Here is a 17,668-nt window from a genome sequence, read left to right on the forward strand (position 1 = left end):
GGCGAGCTGCTGGAGCGCCTGCATGTGGTGGCGCTGCCGATGCGGATGCGGTTTCGCGGCATCACCACCCGCGAGGTCGCGCTGATCGAGGGACCGGCGGGGTGGGGCGAGTTCGGGGCCTTCGTCGAATACGGGCCGGCCGAGGCGTCGGCATGGCTAGCGTCGGGCATCGAGGGCGCCTACCGGCAGCCGCCGCCGGTGCACCGCGACCGCATCCCGATCAACGCCACCGTGCCCGCCGTGGCCGCGGCCGAGGTGCCCGGCGTGCTGGCCCGATTTCCCGGCGCCGGCACGGCCAAGGTGAAGGTCGCCGAACCCGGTCAGACGCTGGCCGACGACGTCGCCCGGGTCAACGCCGTGCGCGAATTGGTCCCGACGGTGCGGGTGGACGCCAACGGCGGCTGGACGATCGACCAGGCGATGCTGGCCGCGGCCGTGCTGACCGTCCACGGCCCGCTGGAATACCTCGAACAACCCTGCGCCACCGTCGACGAACTCGCCGAGCTGCGGCGGCGGATCGACGTTCCGGTCGCCGCCGACGAAAGCATCCGTAAGGCCGACGATCCGTTGGCCGTGGTCCGCGCCGGCGCCGCTGACATTGCGGTGCTCAAAGTCGCTCCGCTGGGCGGGATTTCGGCCCTGCTGGACATTGCCGCGCAGATCGACATCCCGGTCGTGGTCTCCAGTGCTCTCGACTCGGCGGTCGGCATCGCCGCCGGGCTGACGGCCGCGGCGGCATTGCCGCAACTGCGGCACGCCTGCGGGCTGGGCACCGGCGGGCTGTTCGCCGAAGACGTCGCCACGCCCGCTGCGGCCGTCGACGGCCACCTGGCCGTCGGGCCTGTTGCCCCCGATCCGGAGCGGCTGCACGCGCTGCGGGCATCGCCGCAGCGCCGACAGTGGTGGATCGACCGGGTCAAGGCGTGCTATCCGCTCCTTGTACCGTCGATCCAGTGATCAACCTGGCGTATGACGACCGCGGCAGCGGTGAGCCCGTCGTCTTCATCTCGGGCAGCGGCGGCCCCGGACGCACCTGGTTGCCGCATCAGGTCCCGGCATTCGTGTCCGCGGGTTATCGCGTGATCACCTTCGACAATCGCGGGATCGGCGCCACCGAAAACGCCGAGGGGTTCACAACGGACACCATGGTCAACGACACCGCGTCGCTGATCGAGTCCCTGGGTGCGGCCCCGGCGCGCATCGTCGGGGTGTCGATGGGCGCGTTCATCGCCCAGGAGCTGATGGTGGCGCGCCCCGAGCTGGTGAAGGCCGCGGTGCTGATGGCCACCCGCGGTCGCCTGGACCGCGCCCGTCAGGGTTTCCACGAGGGCGAGCAGGAGCTCTACGCTTCCAACACCGAACTACCGCCCGCTTACGAGGCGAAAGTCCGTGTGCTGGAGAACTTTTCGCGCAAGACAATCAACGACGACGTGCTGGTCGCCGACTGGATCACCATGTTCCGGGCCTGGCCGGTCAAGCGCACGCCCGGGTTGCGTACCCAGCTCAGCGTGTCCCCGCAGACCAGCCGGCTCGCGGCCTACCGCGGCATCAACACCCCGGTGCTGGTGATGGGCTTCGCCGACGACGTCATCACCCCGCCGCACCTGGGGCGCGAGGTCGCCGACGCCTTGCCCAATGGCCGCTACGTGCAGATCCCCGACGCGGGTCATCTCGGCTTCCTGGAGCGGCCCGAGGCGGTCAACAGCGTGGCGCTGAAGTTCTTCACCGACGTTTGAGTTCGTCGACCGACGTTTGAGTTCGTCGTCCGACGACGCATCTCGGCGGCCGACGACGCGGCGCGTCGGGCATCGTCAGCGCGTGGGTTGATGGCGCGCTTCCTCGTCCCGACGCAGCGCGTCGGGCATCGTCAGCGCGCTGTGACACCCTGTAGGAGTGAATCCCTCGACGACACAGGCTCGCGTCGTCGTTGACGAGCTGGTCTGCGGCGGCGTGCGCGACGTGGTGTTATGCCCCGGCTCGCGCAACGCCCCGCTGGCGTTCGCGCTGCAGGACGCCGATCGATCCGGCCGGATCCGGCTGCATGTGCGCATCGACGAACGCACCGCCGGCTATCTGGCCATCGGGTTGGCGATCGCGGCGGGCGCGCCGGTCTGTGTGGCGATGACCTCGGGCACCGCGGTGGCCAATCTCGGCCCAGCCGTCGTCGAGGCGAATTACGCGCGGGTGCCGCTGATCGTGCTGTCCGCCAACCGGCCCTACGAACTGCTGGGCACCGGGGCCAACCAGACCATGGAGCAGCTGGGCTACTTCGGCACCCAGGTCCGCGCCACGATCAGCCTGGGGCTGGCCGAGGACACGCCGGAGCGACTGGATGCGCTCAACGCCACCTGGCGGTCGGCCACCTGCCGGGTGTTGGCGGCGGCCACGGGTTCTCGCACCGCCAACGCCGGGCCCGTCCAGTTCGACATCCCGCTGCGCGAACCGCTGGTGCCCGATCCGCACAGTGCGGCGACGCCGCCCGGGCGGCCCGACGGCAGGCCGTGGACCTACACGCCGCCGGTCACCTTCGACCAGCCGCTGGAAATCGACCTGTCGCCGGACACCGTCGTCATCGCCGGCCACGGCGCCGGCGCGCAGCCCGCCCTCGCGCAGCTGCCGACGGTGGCCGAACCGACCGCGCCGGCGGCGGTCACCCCGTTACACCCGCTGGCCCTGCCGCTGCTGCGCCCGAAGCAGGTGATCATGCTCGGCCGTCCGACGCTGCATCGCACGGTCTCGACGCTGCTGGCCGACCCGCAGGTGCCGGTGTACGCACTGACCACCGGACCGCGCTGGCCGGACGTCTCGGGCAACTCGCAGGCCACCGGAACCCGGGCCGTCACCACCGGGACACCCAATCCGGCGTGGCTGGATCGCTGCGCACAGATGAACCGGCACGCGGTCGCGGCGGTGCGCGGCCAGCTGGCCGCGCATCCGTTGACCACCGGCCTGCACGTCGCCGCCGCCGTGGCGGATGCGCTGCGGCCGGGCGATCAGCTCGTGCTGGGTGCGTCCAACCCGGTCCGCGACGCCGCGCTGGTGGGGCTCGACACGACCGCCGTCCGGGTCCGGTCCAACCGCGGCGTCGCCGGCATCGACGGCACCGTGTCCACCGCGATCGGTGCGGCGCTGGCGCACGAACGCAACGGTACGGGCGAGAACCCGGCCCGCACTGTCGCCCTGATCGGCGACCTGACGTTCGTCCACGACAGCTCCGGGCTGCTGATCGGTCCGACCGAGCCGACGCCGCGGCATCTGACCATCGTGGTGTCCAACGACAACGGCGGCGGCATCTTCGAATTGCTGGAGCAGGGCGACCCGAGGTTCTCGGACGTGTCCGCACGGATCTTCGGCACCCCGCACGATGTGGACGTCGGTGCACTATGTCGCGCCTACCACGTCGAAAGCCGTCAGATCGAGGTTGACGAACTGGATGCGGCGCTCAACGAATCCGGCGCCGGCATGCGCGTGCTGGAGGTCAAGGCGGATCGGTCGTCGCTGCGCGGCCTCCACGCCGCCATCAAGGCTGCCTTGTGAAGTCACCAAAAGCATTGCTGCGCACTGTGATCCACGGCCGCAGCGATGAACCGCCGACCACGCCGGCGCGGATTACGTTGCGGCTGACCCGGATCGCGGTGCTGGTGATCGCCGGGCTGGTGACGCTGCAGTCGGTGTTGCTGGTGGCCGGCGCCTGGCGCAACGATCTCGCGATCCGGCACAACATGGGTGTGGCGCAGGCGGAGGTGCTCAGTGCGGGGCCCCGCCGGTCGACGATCGAATTCGTCACACCTGAGCGAGTCACCTACCGACCCGAGCTCGGCGTGCTATACCCGTCCGAATTAGCCACGGGTATGCGGATATACGTCGAATACAACAAAAACGACCCGAACCTGGTGCGAGTCCAGCACCGCAACGCCGGGTTGGCGATCATCCCGGCGGGATCGATCGCGGTCGCCAGTTGGCTCGTCGCACTGGTTGTGCTGGTGGGCCTGGCGCTGATAGACAAGCAACTGGACCGTCGCGACGCGGCCAAAAGTGCCGGTAGCAAAGACATATAACGTTTCAGCAGCAAATTTCGCGCCCTGTATGCCAGTCGGCAACCTTCGAGACAGGCAGTGCTGACACTATGGCATGGTGCGCGTTGCGATCGTCGCAGAATCCTTTCTGCCTCATGTCAACGGTGTCAGTAATTCAGTAATCCGCGTACTAGAGCATCTGCGCCGAACGGGCCATGAAGCTCTGGTGATCGCGCCCGACACCCCGCCCGGTGAACCGCCCGCCGAGCGCATTCACGACGGTATCCGGGTACACCGGGTGCCGTCGCGGATGTTTCCGAAGGTCACCACGTTGCCGCTTGGTGTGCCCCGCCCGCGACTGCTCAAGGTGCTGCGCGGGTTCCAGCCCGATGTGATGCATCTCGCATCGCCCGCGCTGCTGGGCTACGGCGGCGTGCGAGCCGCGCGCTACCTCGGGGTGCCGACGGTCGCCGTCTATCAGACCGACGTACCGGGTTTCGCCGAGAGCTACGGCATCGGGATCACGACGCGCGCGGCGTGGGCGTGGTTCCGCCACCTGCACCGCCTCGCCGACCGCACGTTGGCGCCTTCCACGGCGACGATGGAATCGCTTGTCGCCCATCGAATCCCGCGGGTTCATCACTGGGCGCGCGGCGTCGACATCATGGGATACGCGCCGTCGGCGCGCGACGAGGAATTACGCCGGCACTGGTCGCCCGAAGGCAAGCCGATTGTCGGGTTCGTGGGCCGGTTGGCGCCGGAGAAGCATGTGGAGCGCCTGGCCGGCCTGGCCGCCGCCGGTGACGTGCAGCTCGTGATCGTCGGGGACGGCGTCGACCAGCAGAAGCTCCAATCGGCAATGCCCACAGCGCGATTCACCGGTGCGATGTACGGCGCCGAGCTCGCCGCGGCGTACGCCAGCATGGACGTCTTCGTCCACACCGGCGAGCACGAGACGTTCTGCCAAGTCGTGCAGGAGGCGCTGGCGTCCGGGTTGCCGGTGATCGCGCCCGACGCGGGCGGACCGCGCGACCTCGTCACGCCGTGGCGCACCGGATTGCTGCTGCCCGTCCCCGAATTCGAGCAGCGGCTACCCGAGGCCGTGGGGCATCTGCTGGCTGAGCGGCCGCGCTATTCACAAGCCGCACGCAAGAGTGTCCTCGCCCGCACCTGGCCCGCCATCTGCGACGAGCTACTCGGCCACTACACCGCCGTGCAATCCCCTATCGCCAGGGCGCGCGCCCGCAACGCACAACGCAAACTCGCGCAAGGCGAGTGACGTTGCGCCGCTACCCCTGCGCGAGCTCGGAGACCGGCTGCCATTGCTCCCAGATGCGTAACCGGTTCTCGTAGTCGGCCTTTGCGGTCTGCAGCGGCGACGCACCGAAGAACACTCGCAGCGGCGGCTCGTCGGCGTCAACCACCTTCAGCAGCGCGGCCGCCGAGGCTTTCGGATTGCCGGGACTCGCCCAGCGCCGACCGCGCTCTTCTTGGACGGCGGCGCGCACCTCGTCATAGGCGGGCAGTGGTTCGCTGTGCCGCGACGACGAGCCGGACCAGTCGGTGTCGAAGCCACCCGGTTCGATCAGCGTGACGTGCACGCCGAACGGCGCGACCTCCTGAGCCAGCGCCTGGGAGAAGCCCTCCAGTGCCCACTTCGACGCGTGGTACATGCCGACGAGCGGGAACGCGGTGATGCCGCCGATCGACGACACCTGGATGATGTGGCCGCTGCGCTGCTCGCGCAGGTAGGGCAATGCGGCCTGGGTGATCCACAGCGCGCCGAACACATTCGTTTCGAGTTGATCGCGCGCGTCTTGCTCGGACAGTTCCTCGACGAATCCGAAGTGACCGTAGCCGGCGTTGTTCACCACGATGTCCAGCCGACCGAAGTGGTCGTGTGCCTGCTTGACCGCGGCGAAATCCGCGTCGCGATCGGTGACATCCAGCCCGATCGGCAGCACGGCGTCGCCGTACTCGGCGACCAGGTCGTCCAGCGCCGCGGTGTTGCGCGCGGTGGCGGCGACCTTGTCGCCCCGCTGCAGCGCGGCGATGGTCCACTCGCGCCCGAATCCACGTGATGTACCGGTGATAAACCAAACTTTTTCGCTCACGCCGTTGTGTAACGCACTGCCCGGCGCACCATTCCCGAGTGGGCAGACCGGAGCCGGGTAGCGTCTTCGTCGTGAGTCGTGCGGCCTTGGACAAGGATCCCCGGGAGGTCGCGTCGATGTTCGACGGCGTCGCCCGTCGTTATGACCTGACCAACACCGTGTTGTCGCTGGGGCAGGACCGCTATTGGCGACGCGCCACCCGCGCCGCGCTGCGGATCGGACCCGGCCGCAAGGTGCTGGACCTGGCCGCGGGCACCGCGGTGTCCACGGTGGAGCTGGCGAAATCCGGGGCCTGGTGCGTGGCGGCCGATTTCTCGGTCGGGATGCTCGCCGCCGGCGGTATGCGCAAGGTGCCCAAGGTCGCCGGCGACGCCACCAAGCTGCCGTTCGCCGATGGCGTATTCGATGCCGTGACAATCAGTTTCGGGTTGCGCAACGTCGCCGACCCGCTGGCGGGGTTGCGGGAGATGGCCCGGGTCACCCGGCCGGGCGGGCGCCTGGTGGTGTGCGAATTCTCCACACCCACCAACGCGCTGTTCGCCACCGTCTACAAGGAATATCTGATGCGGACGCTGCCACGGGTGGCGCAGGCGGTGTCCAGCAACCCCGATGCCTACGTGTATCTCGCGGAATCGATCAGGGCCTGGCCCGATCAAGCCGCTCTGGCAGCGCAGATGGCCCAAGCCGGATGGTCGGGCGTGCGGTGGCGCAATTTGACCGGCGGAATCGTGGCCCTACACGCGGGGCACAAGCCCCTGCGCTGACTCAGTTCGGGTGCTGCCCCGCGGCCTGCACCACACCCACCTGGTCCGGGCAGTAGTGGTCGACGGCCGCGCCGAGGAACTGGAACGCCTGTCCCTGGCTGGTGCCGCGCGGCAGGTTGCGCTGGATGAAGGTGGCCGACTGGTACGCGTCGTGGTCCACACCGCGGCCCAGCCGATCGCAAGTGATTTTGCCCAGCCACGCGAGCTGGTCCTGCGGCTGGTAGATGCCGAAGCCGTTGACGGTTTGCTTGAACGGGGCGTCGTAGTCGCTGGGCGGCGACGGGGTCCGCAGCGGCGTCGGAGCCGGAGGCGGCAACGGCGGCGTCGTCGGATCGGCCAATGCCGGCGCGCCCAGCGAAATAGCGGCAGCCGCAACGGCGGCGCCGGAAAGCAGCTTGATACCCCTCATTAGCCGGACTATACACCTCGATAACGACTCGGTCTCAAGGACGATCAGTCCCGGTGAGCAATCAACAGCCACGCGCTCGCTGACTTCAAACCGTTGGGTTCGTCGCGGAGTCCGACGAACGGCATCTCTGGGGAGTCCTCCGGCAGCTTGGCATGGATGCGGGCCGGCCGGATCTCGTCGATGACCCAGTAGTGGGACACGGCGTCGCGCAGCTCGTCGGCGGTCACCGCGTTGACGGGACCGTCGGGTGCGCCCGCCCTGTCGAAGACGAGGGCGAAGTAGGTGGCGCCGGGAGCGGCGGCCCGGCTGATCGACTGCTGGTAGCCCTCGCGCAGCTCGACCGGGATCGAGTGGAACAGCGTGCTGTCGACGATGGTGCCGAACCGGCCGTCGTATCCAGTGAACCTGCTGATGTCGGCAACCTCGAAGGTGGCGTTGGTCAGGCCGCGCTTCGCGGCTTCGCGGCGGGCCAGGTCGATCGCGGTCGGCGAGAGGTCCAGGCCCACCGTGGTGTGGCCCTGGGCGGCCAGCGTCAGGGAGATGGCGGCTTCTCCGCAACCCACGTCGAGCACGTCGCCGTGGAACTTGCCCTGCTCGATCAGTGCGGCCAGCTCGGGTTGCGGGACGCCGATGCTCCACGGCGGGCGCACGCCCTCGCCGAGGCTGGATTCACCGCGATAAGCCGATTCGAATTCGAAATCCGTTGGTTGAGTCATGGCTCCAGATATATCAATTAGCCTGATTTATGTCAACGAAGTTGATATTAAGCGAATGGGTGCATCACGGGCGAAAAGTTGGTTCAGCTGAACGGTGTTCGGCGATCCAGCAGTCGCGAGAATCGGCCACCGCCGCGCCACGCGCGCGCCACCCAGTCGGCGTCGTCGTCGGTCACCAGATTCGCCATCACCCGCACGGCGACGGTCATCAGCGTGGTCGAGCGCATCGCGACGGGGCCGGTGGCGGGTAGGAACCGCTGGAAGGTCAGCAGCAGCGCCAGTCGGCGCGCGACGGAGAATCCGCGGCCGTAGTGGTCTTGCAACAGCGACGGCCAAGCCCGCGACACGTCACCCGAGTCCAGCAACTCGGCGGCCAGCCGTCCGGTTTCCAGCCCGTAGTCGATGCCCTCGCCGTTGAGCGGGTTCACGCAGGCCGCGGCGTCGCCGATCAGCATCCAGTTCGGCCCGGCCACGCCCGAAACGGCGCCGCCCATCGGCAGCAGCGCCGAGGAGATCGCCCGCGGTTCACCGGTAAAGCCCCACTCCTCGCGGCGCAGATCGGTGTAATAGGAGATCAGGGGTCGCAGCGACAGGTCGGCCGGCCGCTTCGACGTCGAGAGTGCTCCGACGCCGATGTTCACCTCGCCGTTGCCCAGCGGGAAGATCCAGCCGTAGCCGGGCAGCACGGCGCCGTCGGGGGAGCGCAGCTCGAGATGCGATGTCAGCCACGGGTCCTCGCTGCGCGGGGTCCTTAGATACCCACGGGCCGCGACGCCGTACACCGTCTCCTGATGCCAGCGCCGGCCCAGCTTGCGGCCCAGCGGGGAGCGCGCGCCGTCGGCGACGATCAGGTACCGGCAACCCAACTCGGTGCCGTCGGCCAGCTGCAGCGAGGTCACCTTGCGTGACGAGTCATGGTGTACGCCAACAACTTTGGTGCCGAGTAACATACGTGCCCCGGATTCCTCGGCGACTTTGCGGATCCGGTCGTCGAGTTCGAGGCGGGCGACCGCGCTGCTGGTGGACGGGAACGACGGCCCCGGCCAATCCACTTCGAGCTCGGCGCCGAACCCGCTCATCCGCAGGCCCCGGTGCCGGATGCGAGTGTCCAGCCAGTCGCCGAGTCCGAGGTGTTCCAGCTCGGCGACGGCACGCGGGGTCAGGCCGTCGCCGCACGGCTTGTCGCGGGGAAAGCTGGCGGAGTCGACGACGAGCACGTCGCGACCCGCGCGAGCCGCCCAGGCCGCGGCCGCCGAACCGGCAGGTCCGGCACCCACGACCACCACGTCGGCCCCCACGCCAAGCCCGGTCTCCACGCCCACCAGTATGTTGGTCGCGTGAGTACTCCGGCGACGGTGGTCGCGGGCATTGACTTCGGCGACGCCGCGTTCGCCACTACCGTGCGCGACGGCGTCGCGAAGATCGAGCAGCTGATGGACGCCGAGCTGCGCAGCGCCGACGAGATCATGACTGATTCGCTCACGCATTTGTTCAAGGCCGGCGGCAAGCGGTTCCGGCCGTTGTTCACCGTGCTGTCCGCGCAGGTCGGGCCGCGCCCGGACGCCGACGAGGTGACGATCGCCGGCGCGGTCATCGAGCTGGTGCACCTGGCCACGCTGTATCACGACGACGTGATGGACGAGGCCGAGGTGCGCCGCGGGGCGCAGACCGCCAACATGCGCTGGAGCAACAACGTCGCGATACTTGCCGGCGATTACCTCTTCGCGACCGCGTCGCGGCTGGTGTCGCGGCTGGGGCCCGACGCGGTGCGGCTGATCGCCGAAACGTTCGCGCAGCTGGTCACCGGGCAGATGCGGGAGACCCGCGGGGTGGCCGACGGCGCGGATTCGATCGAGCACTACCTGAAGGTGGTCTACGAGAAGACGGCCTGCCTGATCGCCGCGGCCGGACAATTCGGCGCGATGTTTTCCGGTGCCGACGATGAGCAGGTCGCCCGGCTGAGCCGGCTCGGCGGCATCGTGGGCACCGCGTTTCAGATCTCCGATGACATCATCGACATCGACAGCGACTCGCACGAGTCGGGCAAGCTGCCCGGGACCGACATCCGCGAGGGCGTGCACACCCTGCCGATGGTCTTCGCGCTGCAACAACCCGGGCGGGACGGCGACCGGCTGCGCCAGCTGCTGTCCGGTCCCGTCGAGGACGACGGCGAGGTGGCTGAGGCGCTGCGGCTGTTGCGAGCGTCGCCGGGCATGGCCCAGGCCAAGGAATTTCTGGCGCAGTACGCCGCGAAAGCCCGTCATGAGCTGGGCCTTTTGCCCGACGTCGCCGGTCGGCGCGCGCTGGAGACGTTGGTCGACTACACGATCAGCCGGCACGGCTAGCGGGTCATGGAACCCGGAAGGTCGTCCGGGGCGTTCAATTGACAACAGTCAAGCAATGACCGAGTTCTTCTTAGGGGAGGACAACCCGATGACCTGGCATCCGCATGCCAACAAGCTGAAAACCTTCCTGCTGTTGGCCGGTATGTCCGCGATGATCGTGTTCGTGGGGTCGCTGTTCGGCAGGACGGCGATGTTCCTGGCGCTGATGTTCGCCATCGGCATGAACCTGTACACGTACTACAACAGCGACAAGCTGGCGCTGCGTGCGATGCACGCCCAGCCGGTGTCCGAACTTCAGGCTCCGGTGATCTACCGGATCGTGCGCGAGCTGGCCACCGCCGCACACCAGCCCATGCCCCGGCTGTACATCAGCGACACCAACGCTCCAAATGCCTTCGCGACCGGACGCAACCCGCGCAACGCCGCGGTGTGCTGCACCACCGGCATTCTGGACATCCTCAACGAGCGTGAGCTGCGCGCCGTGCTGGGCCACGAACTCTCGCACGTCTACAACCGCGACATTCTGATCTCCTGTGTGGCCGGCGCGCTGGCGGGTGTGATCACCGCCCTGGCCAACATGGCGATGTGGGCCGGCCTGTTCGGTGGCAACCGCGACGGTGAGAATCCCTTTGCGCTGCTGCTGGTTTCGCTGCTGGGCCCGATCGCGGCGACGGTGGTCAAGCTGGCCGTCTCGCGGTCCCGCGAGTACCAGGCCGACGAGTCCGGCGCGGTGCTGACCGGTGACCCGCTGGCCTTGGCGTCGGCCCTGCGCAAGATTTCCGGCGGTGTGCAGGCGGCCCCGTTGCCGCCCGAGCCGCAGCTGGCCAGCCAGGCCCATTTGATGATCGCCAATCCGTTCCGCGCCGGCGAGCGCATCGGCTCGATGTTCTCGACGCACCCGCCGATCGAAGATCGCATCCGCCGGCTGGAGGCGATGGCGCGCGGGTAAGACAGCGGGCGGGCGTCGTCCACTCGAGGCCGCGAATTGCCCAGCGCGATAGGGCTGTTCGGCTTCGATCAGAACCCGGAGCCGTGCACCTCGTGCCCCGGCACCTCGGCGATCAAGCCGCTGTAGGCCTGCTCGACCGTCGAGCCGTGATTGATGACGCCGTCGACTTCGCGGGCGATCGGCATGCTCAGGCCGAAGTCGTTGGCGAACTCCATGATCACGCTGGCAGCCTTCACTCCCTCGGCGACCTGGTTCATCGACGCAATGATCTCGTCGATGGGCTTGCCCGCGCCGAGTTGTTCACCGACGTGGCGGTTGCGGCTGCGCTGACTGGTACAGGTGACGATCAGATCACCCAGGCCGGCCAGCCCGGGGAAGGTTTCCGGATCACCGCCCAGCGCCACGCCCAGCTTCGTCATCTCGCGCAACGCCCGCGCGATCACCAGCGCACGGGTGTTCTCCCCGATGCCCAGCGAGTAGCCCATCCCGACCGCGATCGCATAGACGTTCTTCAGCGCACCCGCCATCTCGACGCCGATGACGTCGTCGGTGGTGTAGACCCGGAATCGCCGGGTGCGGAACAGCCCCGACAGCCGGGTCGCCAGATGCTGGTCGGGCATCGCCAGCACCGCCGCGGCCGCATAACCCTCGCCGACCTCGCGCGCGATGTTGGGTCCGGCCAGGATGCCCGCCGGATGACCCGGCAGCACCTCCTCGATGATCTGCGACATCCGCATATTGGTGCCCTGCTCGAGCCCCTTGACCAACGACACCACCGGAACCCAGGGCCGCAGTTCCTTACTCAGTTCGGTCAGCACCCCGCGGAAGCCATGCGAGGGCACGCCCATCACGAGAACGTCGGCACAGTGGGCGGCCTCGGCGAAATCGGTCGTGGCGCGCAGCGTCTCGCTGAGGATCACGTCGTTTCCGAGGTAGCGGGTATTGCGGTGCTGCTCGTTGATGTCATTGGCGGTCTCCTCGGAGCGCACCCACTGCAGCGTCGGTCCTCGGCGCGCGCAAATGGACGCCACGGTGGTTCCCCAGGAACCACCGCCAAGGACAACGACTTTGGGTTCGCGCTTCTCGGCTGCCATGAAGCTCAGCGTATTGCTGAAACCTCACATTTAGTAGCAGTTCACTCGGAGTGTGGGCCGGCGCCGGGTTCCCCGCGCAGACACCGAACGCGGCGGCCTGCGGGTGAAGTTAAAACCAACGACCTCCGAGCAGGGGACTTCGGTCCCTACCCGACGGCGCCCCGGCACCGGATCGTCAAGGTCATCGCTTCATCGAGGAGGAATCATGTCCCGACGAGCGGACCTGGCGAGTACAGGGTTCGTGGCCCGCGGCAGCCGGGCGTTCGCGGCTGCTCTGGTGGTGCTGGCCGGATCGCCGGGCGTCGCCGCCGCCGATGGCGCACGGCCCCAGGCCAACCCCGAGGAGAGGGCGGCCGCGCTGATACGGCCCGCCGTGGTCTATCTCGACGTCGAAACCTTCGGCCAGGTGCGTCTGCCCGACGGGCAGACGTTGTCTCCATTCGGCGGAGGCTTGAATCTTCCCTTCGATGCGAACTGGTCGTGCACCGGTTTCGTCGTCAACCCCGACGGCTGGGTCGCTACCGCCGGCCACTGCGTCGACCCGGAGAACGCGAAAGATTTCATCGCCAAGAGTGCCGCGGACGCCTACATCGAACAGTTTCCGGACTCACCCACCGGGAAGGATCCCGTCGCCACAGCGGAGTGGCTGCGCAAGAACGCGCGGATAGAAGGTAAGAGCCCCGACCGGGGTCCCGAGGTCGGCCTCACGGTGCTCTACGGCGCGGGGACCAAGCTCACCGGCAAGCTGCCCGCGAGCGTGGTCGATTTCCGGCCCCTCGGCAAGGGTGACGTCGCGTTGCTCAAGGTGGAAAGGCACGGCATGCCGTCCTCCGAGCTGGCCGGCGACGCCGACGTCAACATCGGCACCCCGATTCTCGCGGTCGGTTTCCCCGAAGCCACGCAACGGGTCACCGGCCCCTCGCTGGATCCAACGAACAAGAGCGGCAAGGTGAATAAGAAGTCGGCGATCCAGACCATGCCGGAGTACGAGATCGACGCCGCCGTTTCGGAAGGCATGAGCGGCGGCCCGACGATCGCACTCGACGGCAGGGTGATCGGCGTGAACAGCTTCGCCCCCGTCGGTGAGCCGCAGGCGTTCAACTTCATCGCCCCGGTCGATCGTCTGGCGGCGATGCTGGCCGGCAAGGCCGTCAAGCCAGAACTCGGCCCCGCCGACGTCTATTACCGCAAGGGGCTCAGCAACTACTACTCCGGCCGCTACAGCGACGCGATCAAGAACTTCGACCAGGCCGCGGCGTTGTCACCGGATTATCCCGGGCTGGCCGATCTGAAGACGAGCGCGGTGAATCTGCGCCAGCAGTATGGTGACGTGTCGGTGTTCCATACCTCAAACCTGTTGTGGTACATCGTCAGCGGGATTCTGATGATGCTGGTCGTCGGCGGCTGGGTGGCATTCATGGTGCTCAAGAGCCGTCGGCAGCGCCGCACGCAAGCGGGTATCGCGGCTTTGCCCGAGGTCGTCGGCAGGCACGAACGCGTCGATAGCCCGGTCGCCGAACCTCATGCGACTGCGACGGAGCCGCACTACTGCGCCAATTGCGGGGCGCAGCACCATCCCGCCGAAAAGTTCTGTCCCAGCTGTGGCAAGCACATCGAACTCTTGCGACCCGAGGCGGAAACCGGCCAATTATTCTGACGCCCGGACAGTTTGGGCCCAACGGGAGCTAACCCGCTACTGGCGCCCGGTCGGGGACGCGGCCGAATTCCATCGACTCCTCGATCCGGTCGAACCGGTAGTCGAGGGCATCGGCGAGGTAGTTCTGCCGCACGTTCCACGGCCGCTTGGTGCCCGACTTGGGTAACTGATGCGCGGAACGCAACACGTAGCCGGCGTTGATGTCCCAGGACGGTTTCTCGGTCATCGGCTGGTTGCCCAGGTGTGGGTAGGCGTGGGTGTAGCCATGAGAAGCCATGTGCGCCAGCAGTTTTGCGGTGGCACGGGCGGTGATGTCGGCACGCAGTGTCCACGACGCGTTGGTGTAACCCACGCACCAGAACAGGTTCGGCACGTCTTCGAGCATGTGCGCCTTGTAGACGAAACGCTCACGGTGGTCGACCTTTTCGCCGTCCAGGCTGATTGTGGCGCCGCCCAGCGCCTGCAGTTGCAAGCCGGTGGCGGTGACGATGATGTCGGCGTCGAGGTGTGCGCCGGACTTCAGCGCGATGCCGGTGGCATCGAAGTGGTCGATCTGATCGGTCACCACCTCGGCGCGGCCCTGGCTGATCGCGTTGTACAGGTCCGCGTCGGGGATCATGCACATCCGCTGGTCCCACGGGTTGTATCGCGGTTTGAAGTGGACGTCGACCGCGTACCCGTCGGGCAGATTGTCCACCGCCTGACGCCGCAACAGCCGCTTGATCAAACCGGGCAGCTTGCGGGACATGAAGAAGAACACGGCCTCGGTCAGGGCGGTGTACATCCGGATTACCAGGTGAGATACCTTGCGCGGCAACAGAGCACGAATGACGGCGTCGATTGTTCGATACTTCGTTGCAGAGACCAGATAGGTCGGCGAGCGCTGCAGCATGGTCACTTTCGCGGCCCGCTCTGACAGCGAGGGAAGCAGGGTGACCGCGGTGGCGCCGCTACCGATCACCACGATCTTCTTGCCGTCGTAATCGAGGTCCTCGGGCCAGCGCTGGGGATGGATGACGGTGCCGCCGAACCGCTCGATGTCGGGGAATTCCGGGGTGTAGCCCTCGTCGTAGTTGTAGTAGCCGGAAGCGAAGAACACGAACCGGCTGCGGTACACCGTGGTGGAGTCGCCTTGGTCGACGGTGATCGTCCAGGTGTCGGTGGACGAATCCCAATCCGCGGAACGGACATAGCTGTTGTACTGGATGTGGCGATCGATGCCGTACTTGTGTGCGGTGGCCGCCAGGTATTCGCGGATGTGCTCGCCGTCGGCGACGCCCTCCCTCCGGGTCCAGGGCTCGAAGGGAAACGACAGCGTGAAGATGCTGCTGTCCGAACGCACTCCCGGATACCGGAACAGATCCCACGTACCGCCGATCTGCTCGCGGCGTTCCAAAATCGTGTACGTCATCTGGGGGTTGCGCTCGGCGATGCGGTAAGCCGCGTCGATGCCGGAGATCCCGGCGCCGATGATGACAACGTCGAAGTAGCCGGCCTTGGCCGGTGGGCGGCCGGTGGCTTCCTGGGGAGTCACGGTCATCGTGAACCTCGCTTGCAGTGTGGGACTCGTCACTACATTAGGCACCGACTGGTTGGTGGAGCCAGCAGGCCGGAAATGTTCGTGTTACGAAGGCTCGATCAGCACGTCGACGTGCAGCGGCGCGCAGCGATCGATCAGCCAGATTTGGTCGGCCGGGCTGGCGAAGATGCGCGCGTGCGACGGATCCTGACTGAACCCCTGTGAGCACCTGTCGCCGAAGAATACGTATGCCTTGGTGTCGTTGCATTGCCGCGACATCCACACCAGCCCGTCGAACCCCGAGTCATGGGCGGCCTGCGCCCAGCGCACCGTGCGGGCGTAGCTCGATGCCGGGCTGGACGTGAGTTCACCGGCGGTGACCTTGAGCCGGCGCAGCCCGGTGCCGTGCAGTACGGCGAGGCGCAACTCCTGCTCGACTTTGAGCCGGACGAGCACCTTGGCCGCGTATTGGTCGTACGGCAGCAGACCGCCGTCGACCGGAATATCGTGCAGCAACGTCTCGGCGACGGCCGCGTCTTCGGTGTCTGCCGCGTACATGATCGGCACCACCGGCTTGCCGAAGAAGCCGAACCGGGTCCGCGCGCCGAAACCGGGGTTGAAGTCGGTGGCGGTTCGGGTGGCCGACAGGACCCGGTAAAGCAGCTGACCCTCCGGCAGCGTGGCGGTGGCCGGGTCGAAGGGGTCCGGCGGACGTCTCACCACGAAACGTTCAGCGCCTCCCCGGCGACCGCCAGGACGCGATCGGGATCCGTGACGAGGTGGTCGACGGGCCGGTCTCCGTCCAGATAGGTGGTGGGGGAGCAGAGCCACTGCACCAGGCCCGCCTCCGACCAGCCACTGTCGTCGGCCAGCGCGAGCAGGCGTCCGATCACGGGCAGCGGCTTGCCGTCCGGCCCGAACTGGAAACCGGGATAGGACAGATAGTTGCCCTGGCGGACCGCGAGCAGTGTCTTGTTGCGGCGCGCGGTGGTGGCCAGGTTACGCGGCGCGCTCGACCGCGACCCCATCCGCTTGCCGGCTTCGGTGCTGGTCAGCATCCCGAACTCGGCCGTGATGCGGGCATACAGATTCAGCTCGGCCTGCACTGCCCGCGCGACGGCAGGCTCGGTGTACCCGGCGACCGACGACAGGGCGACGCCCACCGCGTGGGCGCTTTCGCGGAGCCGACGGTGAGCGGCGTCCAGCTCGGCGACCGTGGGGGGCATGACCAGCTCCTACATTCGATCCGTGCGGTCCAGTTTACTGCACGAAACGAACGCTAAAGAGTGCGCTTTTTTTCGCGAGCGTAAAGGCACCGCGAAAAAGCGCGCTCCATTTCGCAGCGTGCTTACGCTCGGCTCGCTAGCGGTAGTTGACGAACTGCAGCGCCACGTCGAGGTCGGCGCCGCGCAGCAGCGCTTGGACGGCTTGCAAATCGTCGCGCTTCTTGCTGCTGACCCGAATCTCGTCGCCCTGGATCTGGGTCTTGACGCCCTTGGGCCCGTCGTCGCGGATCAGCTTGGTGATCTTCTTGGCGTTCTCGCTGTCGATGCCCTGCTTGAGGGTGCCGGTGACCTTGAAGGTCTTGCCGGAGGCCTGCGGCTCGCCGGCGTCGAAGGCCTTCATCGAGATGTCGCGGCGGATCAGCTTCTCCTTGAACACGTCGATGGCGGCCTTGATGCGCTCCTCGGTGGAGGAGGTCAGTTCGACGCCCTCTTCGCCCTTCCAGGCGATCGTGGTGTCGGTGCCGCGGAAATCGAACCGGGTGGCCAACTCCTTGGCGGCCTGGTTAAGCGCGTTGTCGACCTCTTGCCGATCGAACTTGCTGACGATGTCGAACGATGAGTCCGCCATGCGAACGCCCTTCCTCGTTGGTTCCGGGTTGCTCCTAGCCGTTTGTGAATTGTCTACCCGCTCGTTGTACCCTGCTAGGCGGCAGGTTGCCCGAGCGGCCAATGGGAGCGGACTGTAAATCCGTCGGCTTACGCCTACACTGGTTCGAATCCAGTACCTGCCACCACAGGTCAGAAGCTATTTTCGCGCACCGCAACGGGTTTGGCCCCCGGACCGGGCGCGGCGGCCCCA

General features: G+C 67.4%; 18 protein-coding genes and 1 tRNA gene. 10 read left to right on the plus strand and 9 right to left on the minus strand.

The features are described 5' to 3' along the window. The first annotated feature begins 39 nt into the window (after positions 1–39). The 5 genes from AC5Y5O_RS01965 (at position 40) to AC5Y5O_RS01985 (ending at position 5,295) form a co-directional block, all read left to right on the plus strand. Complete coding sequence (locus AC5Y5O_RS01965) at positions 40–957, plus strand: o-succinylbenzoate synthase (protein ID WP_500023744.1); 918 nt, start codon at positions 40–42, stop codon at positions 955–957. After that, positions 954–1,736 carry an alpha/beta fold hydrolase gene (locus AC5Y5O_RS01970; RefSeq protein ID WP_500023484.1) on the plus strand — a complete coding sequence of 261 codons (783 nt, stop codon included), beginning with the start codon at positions 954–956 and terminating at the stop codon, positions 1,734–1,736. The genes AC5Y5O_RS01965 and AC5Y5O_RS01970 overlap by 4 nt, the downstream gene beginning before the upstream one ends. A gap of 157 nt (positions 1,737–1,893) precedes the next feature. Then, positions 1,894–3,537: a 2-succinyl-5-enolpyruvyl-6-hydroxy-3-cyclohexene-1-carboxylic-acid synthase gene (gene menD, locus AC5Y5O_RS01975; RefSeq protein ID WP_500023486.1), complete on the plus strand. Its 1,644-nt coding sequence runs from the start codon at positions 1,894–1,896 to the stop codon at positions 3,535–3,537. Continuing rightward, positions 3,534–4,058, plus strand: a complete 525-nt coding sequence (locus tag AC5Y5O_RS01980; RefSeq protein WP_096284609.1) for a DUF3592 domain-containing protein — start codon at positions 3,534–3,536, stop codon at positions 4,056–4,058. Before menD ends, AC5Y5O_RS01980 begins: the two co-directional genes overlap by 4 nt. 76 nt (positions 4,059–4,134) lie before the next feature. Then, positions 4,135–5,295, plus strand: coding sequence for a glycosyltransferase family 4 protein (locus AC5Y5O_RS01985; protein WP_096284611.1), 1,161 nt, complete (start codon positions 4,135–4,137; stop codon positions 5,293–5,295). A 10-nt stretch (positions 5,296–5,305) separates the two neighbouring features. Here the strand turns inward: AC5Y5O_RS01985 and AC5Y5O_RS01990 are convergent, their stop codons facing one another. Further along, on the minus strand, positions 5,306–6,130 hold the full coding sequence (locus AC5Y5O_RS01990; RefSeq protein WP_096284613.1) for an SDR family oxidoreductase: 825 nt from the start codon (positions 6,128–6,130) through the stop codon (positions 5,306–5,308). A 71-nt stretch (positions 6,131–6,201) separates the two neighbouring features. On the opposite strand from AC5Y5O_RS01990, the gene AC5Y5O_RS01995 reads away from it, so the two are divergent. Beyond that, entirely contained in the window at positions 6,202–6,894 is a 693-nt protein-coding gene (locus tag AC5Y5O_RS01995; protein ID WP_096284614.1) for a demethylmenaquinone methyltransferase, read from the plus strand. A 1-nt stretch (position 6,895) separates the two neighbouring features. Here AC5Y5O_RS01995 and AC5Y5O_RS02000 read toward each other — a convergent pair whose 3' ends face one another. From AC5Y5O_RS02000 to menJ, 3 genes are all read right to left on the minus strand, one after another. Further along, a complete protein-coding gene (locus tag AC5Y5O_RS02000; RefSeq protein ID WP_096284616.1) occupies positions 6,896–7,303 on the minus strand; it encodes a DUF732 domain-containing protein in 408 nt (135 codons plus the stop codon). Positions 7,304–7,347: 44 nt separating this feature from the next. Continuing rightward, complete coding sequence (locus tag AC5Y5O_RS02005) at positions 7,348–8,019, minus strand: class I SAM-dependent methyltransferase (protein WP_500023489.1); 672 nt, start codon at positions 8,017–8,019, stop codon at positions 7,348–7,350. 83 nt (positions 8,020–8,102) lie between these two features. Next, positions 8,103–9,317, minus strand: a complete 1,215-nt coding sequence (gene menJ, locus AC5Y5O_RS02010) for a menaquinone reductase MenJ (protein ID WP_500023745.1) — start codon at positions 9,315–9,317, stop codon at positions 8,103–8,105. A gap of 39 nt (positions 9,318–9,356) precedes the next feature. Here menJ and grcC1 point away from each other — a divergent pair, with 39 nt between their 5' ends. Beyond that, complete coding sequence (gene grcC1, locus AC5Y5O_RS02015; protein ID WP_500023491.1) at positions 9,357–10,364, plus strand: nonaprenyl/(2E,6E)-farnesyl/geranylgeranyl diphosphat synthase; 1,008 nt, start codon at positions 9,357–9,359, stop codon at positions 10,362–10,364. 88 nt (positions 10,365–10,452) lie between these two features. Further along, positions 10,453–11,313, plus strand: coding sequence for a zinc metalloprotease HtpX (gene htpX, locus AC5Y5O_RS02020; RefSeq protein ID WP_096290863.1), 861 nt, complete (start codon positions 10,453–10,455; stop codon positions 11,311–11,313). A 68-nt stretch (positions 11,314–11,381) separates the two neighbouring features. Here the strand turns inward: htpX and AC5Y5O_RS02025 are convergent, their stop codons facing one another. Next, positions 11,382–12,407 carry an NAD(P)H-dependent glycerol-3-phosphate dehydrogenase gene (locus AC5Y5O_RS02025; protein WP_096284622.1) on the minus strand — a complete coding sequence of 342 codons (1,026 nt, stop codon included), beginning with the start codon at positions 12,405–12,407 and terminating at the stop codon, positions 11,382–11,384. A gap of 205 nt (positions 12,408–12,612) precedes the next feature. On the opposite strand from AC5Y5O_RS02025, the gene AC5Y5O_RS02030 reads away from it, so the two are divergent. Continuing rightward, positions 12,613–14,064 (plus strand): trypsin-like peptidase domain-containing protein, encoded by a 1,452-nt coding sequence (locus tag AC5Y5O_RS02030; RefSeq protein ID WP_096284623.1) that lies wholly within the window; start codon positions 12,613–12,615, stop codon positions 14,062–14,064. A gap of 28 nt (positions 14,065–14,092) precedes the next feature. Here AC5Y5O_RS02030 and AC5Y5O_RS02035 read toward each other — a convergent pair whose 3' ends face one another. The 4 genes from AC5Y5O_RS02035 to AC5Y5O_RS02050 all read right to left on the minus strand — a co-directional run bounded on the left by AC5Y5O_RS02035 (position 14,093) and on the right by AC5Y5O_RS02050 (position 17,437). Beyond that, positions 14,093–15,604 (minus strand): flavin-containing monooxygenase, encoded by a 1,512-nt coding sequence (locus AC5Y5O_RS02035; RefSeq protein WP_500023494.1) that lies wholly within the window; start codon positions 15,602–15,604, stop codon positions 14,093–14,095. 84 nt (positions 15,605–15,688) lie between these two features. Continuing rightward, a complete protein-coding gene (locus tag AC5Y5O_RS02040) occupies positions 15,689–16,303 on the minus strand; it encodes an RES family NAD+ phosphorylase (RefSeq protein ID WP_500023496.1) in 615 nt (204 codons plus the stop codon). Next, the gene (locus AC5Y5O_RS02045; RefSeq protein WP_165796299.1) at positions 16,300–16,809 is read right to left on the minus strand and encodes a hypothetical protein; all 510 of its coding nucleotides are present in this window, start codon (positions 16,807–16,809) and stop codon (positions 16,300–16,302) included. The genes AC5Y5O_RS02040 and AC5Y5O_RS02045 overlap by 4 nt, the downstream gene beginning before the upstream one ends. Positions 16,810–16,945: 136 nt before the next feature. After that, positions 16,946–17,437 carry a YajQ family cyclic di-GMP-binding protein gene (locus AC5Y5O_RS02050; RefSeq protein ID WP_096284629.1) on the minus strand — a complete coding sequence of 164 codons (492 nt, stop codon included), beginning with the start codon at positions 17,435–17,437 and terminating at the stop codon, positions 16,946–16,948. Between the two features lie 80 nt (positions 17,438–17,517). On the opposite strand from AC5Y5O_RS02050, the gene AC5Y5O_RS02055 reads away from it, so the two are divergent. After that, positions 17,518–17,603: transfer RNA gene (locus AC5Y5O_RS02055), tRNA-Tyr, on the plus strand. Positions 17,604–17,668 lie beyond the last annotated feature (65 nt).

It is taken from the genome of Mycobacterium sp. NGS40 (assembly GCF_059812735.1).

Coding starts and splice junctions, on each gene's coding strand:
- AC5Y5O_RS01965 (WP_500023744.1), top strand. CDS start 40: ATGCGGATGCGGTTTCGCGGCATCACCACCCGCGAGGTCGCGCTGATC.
- AC5Y5O_RS02000 (WP_096284616.1), bottom strand. CDS start 7,303: ATGAGGGGTATCAAGCTGCTTTCCGGCGCCGCCGTTGCGGCTGCCGCT.
- AC5Y5O_RS02005 (WP_500023489.1), bottom strand. CDS start 8,019: ATGACTCAACCAACGGATTTCGAATTCGAATCGGCTTATCGCGGTGAA.
- htpX (WP_096290863.1), top strand. CDS start 10,453: ATGACCTGGCATCCGCATGCCAACAAGCTGAAAACCTTCCTGCTGTTG.
- AC5Y5O_RS02025 (WP_096284622.1), bottom strand. CDS start 12,407: ATGGCAGCCGAGAAGCGCGAACCCAAAGTCGTTGTCCTTGGCGGTGGT.
- AC5Y5O_RS02030 (WP_096284623.1), top strand. CDS start 12,613: ATGTCCCGACGAGCGGACCTGGCGAGTACAGGGTTCGTGGCCCGCGGC.
- AC5Y5O_RS02035 (WP_500023494.1), bottom strand. CDS start 15,604: ATGACCGTGACTCCCCAGGAAGCCACCGGCCGCCCACCGGCCAAGGCC.
- AC5Y5O_RS02045 (WP_165796299.1), bottom strand. CDS start 16,809: ATGCCCCCCACGGTCGCCGAGCTGGACGCCGCTCACCGTCGGCTCCGC.
- AC5Y5O_RS02050 (WP_096284629.1), bottom strand. CDS start 17,437: ATGGCGGACTCATCGTTCGACATCGTCAGCAAGTTCGATCGGCAAGAG.